The organism is Noviherbaspirillum denitrificans (genome assembly GCF_002211445.1).
GTDB lineage: Bacteria > Pseudomonadota > Gammaproteobacteria > Burkholderiales > Burkholderiaceae_D > Noviherbaspirillum > Noviherbaspirillum denitrificans.
In genome coordinates this window covers 1,437,309-1,447,819 of record NZ_LSTO01000001.1, presented here as the reverse complement: position 1 = coordinate 1,447,819, position 10,511 = coordinate 1,437,309, and the positions used below count along the sequence as shown (strand labels likewise).

The window sequence follows — 10,511 nt, the reverse complement described above, 5'->3', positions numbered from 1 at the left end:
CGCTGAGGCGCGCCTGCAGAAAGAAGCCGCCCTCCCCTGTCCCGAGATCCACTTCCGCATCGACGGCGACACCGGCGGGCAGGACGACATCCCGATCCTTGGCGGCCCGACCCATGGCGCCGATGAAGCAAGCCGACCAGCCCGCCGCGAACAGCTGCTCCGGATTGGTGCCAGACCCCGTGCCCCCAGGAGGAGTCAGGGTGATATCGAGGCGTCCGTCATCGCTGCGCGCGGTGCCGTTGCGTCCGCCCGTGGTATGTGTCCTGCCGGTGTAGACAACATTGTCGATCTTGCTCATGGTGGTTCCTTTCAGGTGGTGGTTCATGTCATGGAGACAGGTTTCGCCTCGCAGGCGAGGAAGCGTTCAAGCCATGATCAAAGGCGGTCGACCTCGATCACGGCATTGGCGAACGCCTTGGGTGCTTCCTGCGGCAGGTTGTGGCCGATGCCGCCGCTGATGAGCTCATGCTTGTACTTGCCGGTGAAGCGCTTCGCGTAGGCAGCCGGATCGGGATGCGGCGCGCCGTTGGCGTCACCTTCCATCGTGATCGCCGGCACCGTGATCGCGGGGAACCTGGCGAGGCGTGCTTCGAGTTCGTCGTACCTGGCCTCGCCCTTGTCCAGCCCAAGCCGCCAGCGATAGTTGTGGATCGTGATGGCGACATGGTCGGGATTCTCCAGGGATGCGGCGCTGCGGCTGTACGTCGCCTCATCGAAGTGCCATTGCGGCGACGCGGTTTTCCAGATCAGTTTTGCGAAATCGCGGTGGTTCTTTTCGTAGCCGATGCGTCCACGCTCGGTAGCGAAATAGAACTGGTACCACCACTGCAGTTCGGCTTCCGGCGGCAGCGGTTGCCTGCCCGCTTGCTGGCTGCCGATCAGATAGCCGCTGACGGAGACCAGCCCCTTGACCCGCTGCGGCCACAGTGCCGCCACGATGCCGGCAGTACGCGCGCCCCAGTCGTAGCCGGCGAGGATGGCCTTGTCGATCTTCAGCGCATCCATCAGTTCGATCACGTCGACAGCAAGCGCCGCCGGCTGGCCGGTGCGCGCCGCATTGGCATCCAGGAAGCGCGTCGTGCCAAAGCCGCGCAGGTGCGGCACGATTACGCGATAACCCGCATTGGTCAGGAGCGGCACAACGTCAACGAAACTGTGAATGTCGTACGGCCAGCCATGCAGAAGGATGACAACCGGCCCATCGGCCGGACCTTCGTCGACGTAGCCGACGTTCAGCACACCGGCATCGATCTGCCTGATCGACTTGAAGGCAGGCAGTGCCTGGACCGCCGTCGCACCGGAAGCCTTCGCATGCGCCGTTCCAAGCATCCCGAATTGCGCCGCGCCCATGGTAAGGACGACAGCGGAAAAGGCCAGGCGGCGACGAATGTTGATGTGTTTGCTCATTTGCTTGCTCCAATGGTTGTCGAAAAAGGCTGGGTTTCAGGATGCTCGTTTTAGTTACGACGATAATCATTATTGCGGCAACTGTATCCGTCTTTGCACCGGAATTCAAGTACGATAATCATTATTGCGATAATTATTTTTGGAGATGTCACTTGGGCAACAAATCCACTTCTGCCAGGAACACGGCCAAGCTCGGCGACTTCATGTGCTTTGCCATTTACTCGACCAACCTTGCTTACTCGCGCGTCTACAAGCCCGTGCTGGAAAAGCTCGGCCTCACCTACCCGCAATACGTCACGATCATTTGCCTGTGGGAAGAGGACAACCAGACCGTCAAGAGCCTGAGCGAAAAGCTCTTCCTGGAACCGAGCACCATGACGCCCATGCTGAAGCGCCTGGAAACAATGGGATATGTGCGCCGCGAGCGCGACACCGAAGACGAGCGCAGCGTGCGCGTGACATTGACGGAGGCAGGCCGCCAGTTGCGGGAGAAGGCGTTTGAGTATCGCGAAATAACGGCGAAGGCAGCCGGGTTGTCAGCGGAAGAGTTCCGGGTGTTGCAGAAGGCTATCGTTAATTTGCGGACGAATCTTTTGAAGGCGGCTGGAGATTAGAAGGCATGGATTGAACAGCGGCCTGCGTTAAGGAATATGCGCGATTGAAAAGGTCGCATTCGAGCCTGTCCATTTTCTCGGTCGCGCTCAGGCTTGAAGCATTCGGGCGGTTCGAGCGGGTAGATCCATGACAGGAATGTTGCGCATGGCAGTCGGTGTTATTGGAGCCTCATCAGGCGTATGTCGGCCAATAGCGGGCAGTTACGGCGTCACCTTGGGAAGGGTTGACTGTTTGACTATTCACCCCGTCCCTGACGGGATGCCAGCAGGCCCGAACCAAGCGGTTCGATGAAGTTTTTCTCTTGATCTGTCACAACGCGCGGGTGTCATCCGTCTTAGGTGGGATAGGCCAAATTTCCGGCCATCGAAAACCACATCTTGAAAGGATTGAACGTCATGAATCGCGCGAATTGGTTCGCTGTTTCCCCCGAGGGTGCAAAGGCAATCGGCGCCCTGCATCACTATGTCGTTAACGACACGAACCTGTCCAGCACTCTCATCCATCTCGTCTTCCTGCGCGTATCACAGATCAACGGGTGCGCGCACTGCATCGACATTCATACTCGCGACCTACTCAAAGAGGGTATGTCGGTCGACAAGGCTGTGCTGGTTTCGGTCTGGCACGAAGCCGGGCATCTTTTCACCGAACAAGAACGTGCTGCGCTTGCCTGGTCAGAGGAAGTCACGAACGTGAGCGAAACGCATGCATCCGACGAAGCCTACGCAGCCGCTCTGGCCGTATTCGGCGAGAAGGACTTAGTGGACTTGACCTTGACCATTGCGGCCATGAACGCGATCAACCGCCTCGGCGTCAGCTTCCGCTTGAAGCCTCGCGCAAGGAGCTGAAGGCCTGTTTGGCGCTGATCCCAATGTCTGCTATGGATCGATTCTGTTGAAAAACTCATCTTGACCTTCGTTTGAGGCGTCATATTGTGACGAGATGGCATGCCTTTGCGGAGGCCATCATGATGGGACGGAAACTTGTTCCGAGGGAACGCACTGAGATCATCAATCTTGAGGAGTTCGTGCCGCAGGATCATCTTTTAAGGGCGATCGATCGCTATCTCGATCTGGCGGAATTTCGCACGCACCTCAAACCCTTCTACAGCCATACCGGACGGCCGTCAGTTGATCCAGAACTGATCATCCGCATGCTTATTATTGGCTACTGCTACGGCATTCGCTCTGAGAGAAGATTGTGCGAAGAAGTCCACCTGAACCTGGCATACCGCTGGTTTTGCCACCTCGGCATCCATGATCGCGTTCCGGATCATTCCACCTTCTCCAAGAACCGGCATGGCCGCTTCCGAGACAGCGATGCCTTCCGCGAGTTGTTCGAATCCGTGCTGCGCCGGTGTATCGTCGAAGGTCTGGTTGGCGGCGAGGGATTTGCTACTGACGCGAGCATCGTCAAGGCAGATGCTCAGCGTCAGCGCGCAGTGCCCGGCACGCAGCACATTTCTTGGGGCGATCCGAACCAGGAAACCCGTCCGGTAAGGGAATATCTGGCGGCACTCGATGCAGCCAATCCTGCCGCTCCACCCAAGTATGTCTCCCTGACCGATCCTGCGGCATCCTGGTCAGCCGCTTCAGGGCCGGCGTTCTTTGCCTACTCCACCAACTACCTGATTGACGTGAAGGCCGGCATCATTGTCGATGTCGAACCATCGCCCTCGAATCATGCGGCAGAGTCGCAGGCGACACGGACCATGATTGATCGAGTGGAGCAGCGCCAGCATCTTAAGCCGCAGCGCCTCATTGGCGATACCGCCTATGGCACGGCAACCATGTTGGGATGGCTGGTCAAGCACAAGGGCATTGAGCCGCATGTGCCTGTCTGGGATAAGAGCGAACGCACGGACGGCACCTTTGCGATTAGTGCATTCGTCTGGAATGAGCAGGCTAATGAGTATCGCTGTCCTGCCGGACACGCATTGCGCAGCCAATGGCGGGCTTTTACCAGCCCGCGCTCCCACATTACCAAAGCGGGCACGATTAACTATCATGCAAGCCAGTGGGATTGCCAGCAGTGCAGCCTGAAAGCGCAATGTTGTCCGAATACGCCAACCCGCAAAATTGCGCGCAGCATTCATGAGGATGCACGCGATGTCGCTCGCCACATCATGGATACACCGGAATATTGGCAGTCGCGTCGTCAGCGCAAGAAAGTGGAAGTGCTGTTCGCGCATCTCAAGCGCATCCTGAAACTGGACCGCCTAAGATTACGAGGGCCATCCGGTGCACATGACGAGTTCTTACTAGCAGCCACGGCGCAGAATCTAAGGCGCATGGCAAAACGGCTTTGCCCAGGGAGCCTCAACTCGGCCAAATCTGCCACATAAGCCCGCAGCGAAAACACCTTGGCGCGCTTATGCAAAACCTCGAATCCGTCATATCGAATTAGGATTCGACACTACAGCAGGTTGCTTATCGACTATTTCAACAGAATCGATCGATATAAGCCCGTCGGCACGATTTTCACTGCGTCTGCTTTGGCGTCTCGAGCGGACTTTCAAATGTGCCCCTGACTGTGACGTTTCCTCCGCAGGAAGGCATACGCTTCCACCCCGTCGCTTATTGATTCATCAGCGTCGGGGCGGGAGAATATCCATGCCGACGTACATTACTGCCGTTCCGTCACGCGCTGCACCATCCTGTAGAGTACCGACATCTGCGCGCCGCTCTTGAGCGCATAGTTGGGGTCGGCCTGGTTTGAGTAGCCCCACCAGTCATAGCAGCCATTCGGGTTGGTCGGCCGTGGTGCGGACGACGCGATGGTGTCGGGATAGACAACCACGAGGTTGTTGGTGTCGGCCCATTCATTGATGCCCGCCTCGGTCACCCAGCGATTGCCGATGAGTACCGAGTACTGCTTGCAGATCGACCGGCAAGCCAGCAAGCGCGTTGCCGACGATAGGAGTTACATGATCAGCAATGGCCAGGCTTATCAGTCAGGCCGTAACGTATAAATCCAGTCAGACCTCCCAATCAGCACCAACCCCAACCAAGGGACCGAACGATGGCAAAATACCTTATCTCCTTTCCTGCAAGGGCAATGCAAGTCCCCGCCGAGGACTTTGCCGCCGTCGGCGAAGCTGCGCGCAAGGTCATTCGCGAGGCGAAGGCAGCAGGCGTGTACGTATTTGGTGGCGGGATCAACGCGGATGCCGCACCACTCATGGTCGCCTCTGACGGCACGTTCACGTACGAAACGTATCCCCAGACGAAGGAATTCGACGGCGGCTTTTGTGTCCTGGAGCTCCCGACGCGCGACGCCGCCATCCTGTGGGCCGCAAAAATCGCCAACGCTTGCCGCTGCTCGCAGGAACTCCGCGAGTTCGGGTATGACGCCGAGAGCTGATGTGCAAAGCACATACTCCCGGCGCCTGTCTGATGCGGTGATTGTTGAACCTGATGGTGTTGCGATGTATTGAAGGAGTCCCTCGCAGCGCGCGCTTCAATTGCCGGAGCGGCGTTCCTTGCTGCGCAGGACGCGATCCACCATCTCGCCCGACAGCCCGAGATAGTTGGCCGGGTCGCACAGCTTGGCCAGTGCGTCGCGGTCCAGGTGGCGCGAAATCTCCGGGTTTTCTGCCAGCAGGTCAAGCAGCGGGCGGTTGTGCGCGATGGCTTCACGGCAAATGTCGTAGACCAGGTCGTGTGCATATTCGCGCCCGATGTACGGACCGAGTCCCATCATCACCGCCTCGGATACCACGAGGCCGTTGGTCAGGTCGAGGTTGGCGCGCATGCGCTTCTCGTCGACTTCCAGTCCTTCGAGCACGAAGCGGGTTTGCGCCAGCGCACCCGCCGTCAGGCAGAACGCTTCCGGCAGCACGATCCATTCGATCTCCCACGGTCCCGTCGAGCGCTCGTGGTCGGCGACACTCGCATCCAGCAGCGCCGCCGCATGCTGGCGCACGACGCTGATGCAGGCGTGGATGTAGCAGGAAGAAATCGGGTTGCGCTTTTGCGGCATCGTGCTGCTGGAGCCGCGTCCATGCGCGAACGGCTCGTACACTTCGCCCACTTCCGTCTGCATCATCAGCTTCACGTCCATCGAGAACTTGCCCAGCGTGCTGGTGACCAGCCCGAGGAAGCAGCCGACTTCGGCGATGTTGTCGCGGATGGTGTGCCAGGCGATGTCCGGCTGGCCCAGCCCCAGTTCCTGCATCAGCCCGGCCTGGGTTTCGAGGCCGCCTGTCGCGATCGAGGCCAGCGTACCGGAAGCACCGGCAAATTCACCCACCAGGATGCGCGGCCGGATTTCGGCAAGGCGTTGGCGATGGCGTTCGACCGCGCTGAGCAGTCCGGCGATCTTGTAGCCGAAGGTAATGGGCACGGCCTGCTGCAGGTTGCTGCGACCTATCATCGGCGTGTCGCGGTAGCGCTTGGCGAGAGACGCCATCGCATTCGAGATCGCGGCCAGTTCGCCGTCGATGATGTCGAGGCCTTCGCGGATCTGCATCACGGTCGCGGTATCGGTGATGTCCTGCGTGGTCGCGCCCCAATGGCAATACTCGCCCAGCTTGTCGCGGCACAGCGCATTGATCTGCGACACGACGCCGAGCACCGGATAGCCGATGCGCTGGGTCTGCTCCGCCAGCTTGGCCATGTCGATCTTTTCCAGCACGCAGTTGCTGACGATTTCTTCGGCCGCTTCCTCCGGAATGATGCCCAGGCGTCCCTGTACGCGGGCCAAAGCCGCTTCGATGTCGAGGTATTTCCGTGTCCGGTTTTCGTCGGACCAGACCTGGCGCATGGCCTGGGTGCTGAAGATGTTACCGAAGATGCTGGAGTCGATTATGGTTGCTGGCATGGTGTTCTCCAAAAGTAAATGCGATTCGAATCAATATGCGGGCGCATCGTCCCGGGCGCGCCCGAGTATGGCCCTGGCTTTGAGGATGACGGGGCGGTCGACCATCTTTCCGTCGATCTGGAATGCGCCCGTTTCTGTTTCGGCGGCGGCAACGACGCGCCTGGCCCAATCGAGTTCGGCCGCCGTCGGCGCCAGCGCGCGATGGATGGCGCCGACCTGGTTCGGGTGGATGCACAGCTTGGCGCCGAAGCCGCATGCGCGCGCCAGCGCCAGGTCCGCCACCAGGATGTCTTCGTTGCCCAGGTCGGCTGTCACGCCTGCGACGGGCGATGCCAGTCCTGCCGCGCGGGAGGCGAGCGCCATCCGGCATGCGGGGTACAGCAGGCCGCGGCTGTCGCCGGACAGGTCGAGGTCGGCTGCGTAGTCGAGCGTGCCGAACGCAAGGCGCTGCACGTCTTCCGCTGCGGCAATCGCATCCACGTTCAGCAGGCCGCGCGCGGATTCGATGATGGGAATGACGAAGCCTGACTTCGGCAGCGCTGACGCGACGCGCGCCACCTGGCTCGCCAGTTCGACCTTGGGCAGCATGACGGCACGCAATCCAGCGGCATGGATCATGTTGAGATCGTCCGCGAACCACTCTGTCGCTTCGTCGTTGATGCGCACGACGATGCAGTCGAGATCGCGCTGCCCGGCCTCGCACCAGGCAGCGATCGCTTCGCGTGCCGCAGCCTTGTCTTGCGGCGCCACGGCATCTTCCAGGTCGAGGATGACGGCATCCGCCCCGGAAGCGAGGGCCTTGCCGAAGCGGTCCGGCCGGTTGCCCGGAACGAAGAGATAAGTGCGCGGCAGGCTTGCCGCATCATTCGCGGCGGGCCTCATATCGCGTTCTCGGCGCGCAATTGCGCGATCCGCTCCGCGGTATAGCCCAGTTCCGCCAGGATGCGTTCCGTATGCTCGCCGAGGGCAGGCACCGGGTCCATGCGCGGCGCGTCCTCTTGCGTGAAGCCGGGCGGGATAAGTGCCGGAATGGTTCCCGCAGGCGAACCTACTTCGTCCCAGCGATGCCGCGCCTGCAATTGCGGGTGCTCCCACACGTCGTGCATGGTATTGACGCTGGCATTGGCGATCTGCGCATCGTCGAGGCGCCGGATGACTTCCTCGGCGGTCAGGGCCGAGAACGTCTCCACGATGAGCTTGCGCAGGTCGGCGCGCGCCGCGCTGCGTTTGGAATTGGTGGAAAAACGCGGATCGGCGGCCAGTTCGGGAGCGAGCAGCACCTTGTTGCAGAACGCGACCCATTCGCGTTCGTTCTGCAGGCCGAGCATCACGTTCTTGCCGTCCCCGGCAGGGAACGGTCCGTAAGGATAGATGGTCGCGTGGCTCGCGCCGGTGCGCGCCGGTGGCGTAGCGCCGTCGAAGGCGTAGTACAGCGGATAGCTGGTCCACTCGACGAGCGATTCGAGCATGGAAATGTCGATGCGGCGGCCGCGCCCGGTGTGTGCGCGCTCAAGCAGCGCGGCGAGGATGTTGCTGTACGCGTACATGCCGGCGGAAATGTCGGCAATGGACGGGCCGGCTTTCGATGGATGTTCCTCGGTGCCGGTCACGGACAGGAAACCGGATTCGCTCTGGATCAGGAGGTCGTAGGCTTTCTTGTCGCGATAGGGGCCGTCGCTGCCGTAGCCGGAGATATCGCACACGATGATGCCGGGCTTGAGTTCGGACAGCGCCTCGTACGACAGACCCAGGCGCGCCGCCGCGCCGGGGGCGAGGTTTTGCACAACAACGTCGGCTTCTTCCACGATCAGACGCCGCAGGATGGCTTGCGCTTCGTGATGCTTGACGTCCAGCGTCAGGCTTTCCTTGGACCGGTTCGTCCACACGAAATGCGACGCCAGGCCGCGCACCCGTTCGTCGTAGCCGCGTGCGAAATCTCCCACGCCGGGACGCTCGACCTTGATGACGCGTGCGCCGAGGTCGGCCAGCTGGCGCGTGGCGAAGGGGGCCGCAATGGCGTGCTCCAGCGTGATGACGGTGATGTCTTTCAATGGTTTCATGGCCTGCCTCACTTGATGACGGCGGTGGCATCCATCGTCAGCCAGCCCTCATGGTCCCTGGCCCACAGATGAAAGGTCTTGCCGTCCGCTTCCGGCTGGCCGCAGACATGGAAGTGATGGATGTCGAAGGTGGGGCGCACGGCACGGAATTCGAAATGCGCGACCTCTGCTTCCGGCCGTTCGCGGCGCAATAGGTCGAGCAGCAGGGTGGCGATCAGCGGACCATGCACGATCAAACCCGGATAGCCTTCGACTTCGGTGACATAGCGGCGGTCGTAGTGGATGCGGTGGCCGTTGAAGGTGAGCGCCGAATAGCGGAACAGCAGCACGTCGTCGGGATCGATGCGGCGCTCCCATGCGGCGTCGCCAGGTGCTGCCTTGGGTGGTGGCACTACGTCGTCCGGCTTTGCCAGTTCGCGGTAGACGATATCGTGGAATTCGGTCAGCGCGATCGCCATGCTGTCGTTGCGCCGGATGTCATGGCGCACCTTGACGAACACCAGCGGGCCGGTCCGGCCATGCTTCTCGGTGACGTCGGCGATGGTGGAGGTGCGCGTCACCTGGTCGCCGATGCGCAGCGGCTCGAGGAATTCGAACTGGCTGCCGGCCCACATGCGGCGCGGCAGCGGCACCGGCGGCAGGAAGCCGCCGCGCTTGGCATGTCCGTCCGCGCCGACTTCCGACTGGCGGTACAGCGGCAGGAAGTACAGCCAGTGCCATAACGCGGGCAATGCGGTGCCGGCCGGCGGCCGTTCAGCCTCGCGATCCAGTGTCGCCGACAGCGCCGCGTACGGGGTCGCGGTGACGATGTCGGATACCGACTCGGTTTTTCCTATCCATTCGTTCAAGTTCATCCTGCTATCCCTCTGTCTGAAAGGTGATGTTCAAGTGCGTCGTTGCATGCAGTTTTGCGCAGCTGGATTGATTTGTATATTGCAAAGTTTCTTGGCATTGATGCGTGGAGCACATAAACTTGAATTGCACCAGTGATCACTGGAAATCTGCGTTTTCCCGTCTTCCACACACAACCGTTTACCGGTATGTTTTTACTCGCCGTTCAAATCTATTTCAGGGAATTGATGCGCCATGAGCATGAATTTTGACCTTGCGGATCTGCGCGCTTTTGTTGCCGTGGCGGAGCTGAACAGCTTTCGTGCCGCCGCCGAATCGATCCACCTGTCCCAGCCGGCCCTGAGCCGGCGCGTGGAAAAACTGGAAGCGGCGCTCGGCATACGCCTGTTCGACCGCACCACGCGCAGCGTGAGCCTGACGGCGGTGGGACGGGACTTTTCGAAGAAGGCGCGCGCCTTGCTCGACGACCTGGAAGATTCGCTGCTCAGCATGCGCGAGGTGGCATCGTCGCAGGTAGGCGAAGTCGTCATCGCCTGCATACCCTCGGCGGTCTATTACTTCCTGCCGCAGGTGCTCAAGGAGTACCACGCGCAGTATCCGAAGATCCGGGTGAGGATCATCGACGGCGGCGCCAATACCGCGCTGGAGAGCGTGACGCGCGGCGAAGCCGATTTTGGCATCAACATCATCGGCACGCTGGAGCCGGAAATCGAGTTCCAGTCCATCCTGTCCGAATCCTTCGTCGTTGCCTGCCGCAGC

The 10,511-nt window shown here is 60.7% G+C and carries 12 protein-coding genes; 5 read left to right on the top strand and 7 right to left on the bottom strand.

Features of this window, described 5'->3' with window-relative positions; translation table 11 throughout:
- Window positions 1-298, bottom strand: a 298-nt coding sequence (locus AYR66_RS29400) for an Ohr family peroxiredoxin (protein WP_206047090.1), incomplete at its 3' end; no start/stop codon positions are given.
- 77 nt (window positions 299-375) lie between these two features.
- The gene (locus AYR66_RS07205) at window positions 376-1,407 is read right to left on the bottom strand and encodes an alpha/beta fold hydrolase (RefSeq protein WP_088706944.1); all 1,032 of its coding nucleotides are present in this window, start codon (window positions 1,405-1,407) and stop codon (window positions 376-378) included.
- 203 nt (window positions 1,408-1,610) lie between these two features.
- Here AYR66_RS07205 and AYR66_RS07200 point away from each other — a divergent pair, with 203 nt between their 5' ends.
- The 3 genes from AYR66_RS07200 (at window position 1,611) to AYR66_RS07190 (ending at window position 4,363) form a co-directional block, all read left to right on the top strand.
- Complete coding sequence (locus tag AYR66_RS07200) at window positions 1,611-2,021, top strand: MarR family winged helix-turn-helix transcriptional regulator (protein ID WP_088709665.1); 411 nt, start codon at window positions 1,611-1,613, stop codon at window positions 2,019-2,021.
- A gap of 396 nt (window positions 2,022-2,417) precedes the next feature.
- Window positions 2,418-2,867 (top strand): carboxymuconolactone decarboxylase family protein, encoded by a 450-nt coding sequence (locus AYR66_RS07195; protein WP_088706943.1) that lies wholly within the window; start codon window positions 2,418-2,420, stop codon window positions 2,865-2,867.
- Window positions 2,868-2,986: 119 nt separating this feature from the next.
- On the top strand, window positions 2,987-4,363 hold the full coding sequence (locus AYR66_RS07190; protein WP_088706942.1) for a transposase: 1,377 nt from the start codon (window positions 2,987-2,989) through the stop codon (window positions 4,361-4,363).
- A gap of 281 nt (window positions 4,364-4,644) precedes the next feature.
- Here AYR66_RS07190 and AYR66_RS07185 read toward each other — a convergent pair whose 3' ends face one another.
- Complete coding sequence (locus tag AYR66_RS07185; protein ID WP_234814847.1) at window positions 4,645-4,920, bottom strand: hypothetical protein; 276 nt, start codon at window positions 4,918-4,920, stop codon at window positions 4,645-4,647.
- Window positions 4,921-5,076: 156 nt separating this feature from the next.
- On the opposite strand from AYR66_RS07185, the gene AYR66_RS07180 reads away from it, so the two are divergent.
- Window positions 5,077-5,382 (top strand): YciI family protein, encoded by a 306-nt coding sequence (locus AYR66_RS07180; protein WP_088706941.1) that lies wholly within the window; start codon window positions 5,077-5,079, stop codon window positions 5,380-5,382.
- 96 nt (window positions 5,383-5,478) lie between these two features.
- Here the strand turns inward: AYR66_RS07180 and AYR66_RS07175 are convergent, their stop codons facing one another.
- The 4 genes from AYR66_RS07175 to AYR66_RS07160 are packed head-to-tail and all read right to left on the bottom strand — an operon-like array spanning window position 5,479 to window position 9,754.
- Window positions 5,479-6,840 (bottom strand): class-II fumarase/aspartase family protein, encoded by a 1,362-nt coding sequence (locus AYR66_RS07175; protein WP_088706940.1) that lies wholly within the window; start codon window positions 6,838-6,840, stop codon window positions 5,479-5,481.
- 30 nt (window positions 6,841-6,870) lie between these two features.
- A complete protein-coding gene (locus AYR66_RS07170; protein WP_088706939.1) occupies window positions 6,871-7,722 on the bottom strand; it encodes an HpcH/HpaI aldolase/citrate lyase family protein in 852 nt (283 codons plus the stop codon).
- Complete coding sequence (locus AYR66_RS07165) at window positions 7,719-8,900, bottom strand: CaiB/BaiF CoA transferase family protein (RefSeq protein ID WP_088706938.1); 1,182 nt, start codon at window positions 8,898-8,900, stop codon at window positions 7,719-7,721. Before AYR66_RS07165 ends, AYR66_RS07170 begins: the two co-directional genes overlap by 4 nt.
- An 8-nt stretch (window positions 8,901-8,908) precedes the next feature.
- Window positions 8,909-9,754 carry an HTD2 family dehydratase gene (locus AYR66_RS07160; RefSeq protein ID WP_088706937.1) on the bottom strand — a complete coding sequence of 282 codons (846 nt, stop codon included), beginning with the start codon at window positions 9,752-9,754 and terminating at the stop codon, window positions 8,909-8,911.
- A gap of 232 nt (window positions 9,755-9,986) precedes the next feature.
- Between AYR66_RS07160 and AYR66_RS07155 the strand changes: the two genes are divergently transcribed.
- A partial coding sequence (locus AYR66_RS07155) for a LysR family transcriptional regulator (RefSeq protein ID WP_141104184.1) occupies window positions 9,987-10,511 on the top strand: 525 nt, incomplete at its 3' end.

Coding starts and splice junctions, on each gene's coding strand:
- AYR66_RS07205 (WP_088706944.1), bottom strand. CDS start 1,407: ATGAGCAAACACATCAACATTCGTCGCCGCCTGGCCTTTTCCGCTGTC.
- AYR66_RS07200 (WP_088709665.1), top strand. CDS start 1,611: ATGTGCTTTGCCATTTACTCGACCAACCTTGCTTACTCGCGCGTCTAC.
- AYR66_RS07195 (WP_088706943.1), top strand. CDS start 2,418: ATGAATCGCGCGAATTGGTTCGCTGTTTCCCCCGAGGGTGCAAAGGCA.
- AYR66_RS07190 (WP_088706942.1), top strand. CDS start 2,987: ATGATGGGACGGAAACTTGTTCCGAGGGAACGCACTGAGATCATCAAT.
- AYR66_RS07180 (WP_088706941.1), top strand. CDS start 5,077: ATGCAAGTCCCCGCCGAGGACTTTGCCGCCGTCGGCGAAGCTGCGCGC.
- AYR66_RS07175 (WP_088706940.1), bottom strand. CDS start 6,840: ATGCCAGCAACCATAATCGACTCCAGCATCTTCGGTAACATCTTCAGC.
- AYR66_RS07170 (WP_088706939.1), bottom strand. CDS start 7,722: ATGAGGCCCGCCGCGAATGATGCGGCAAGCCTGCCGCGCACTTATCTC.
- AYR66_RS07165 (WP_088706938.1), bottom strand. CDS start 8,900: ATGAAACCATTGAAAGACATCACCGTCATCACGCTGGAGCACGCCATT.
- AYR66_RS07160 (WP_088706937.1), bottom strand. CDS start 9,754: ATGAACTTGAACGAATGGATAGGAAAAACCGAGTCGGTATCCGACATC.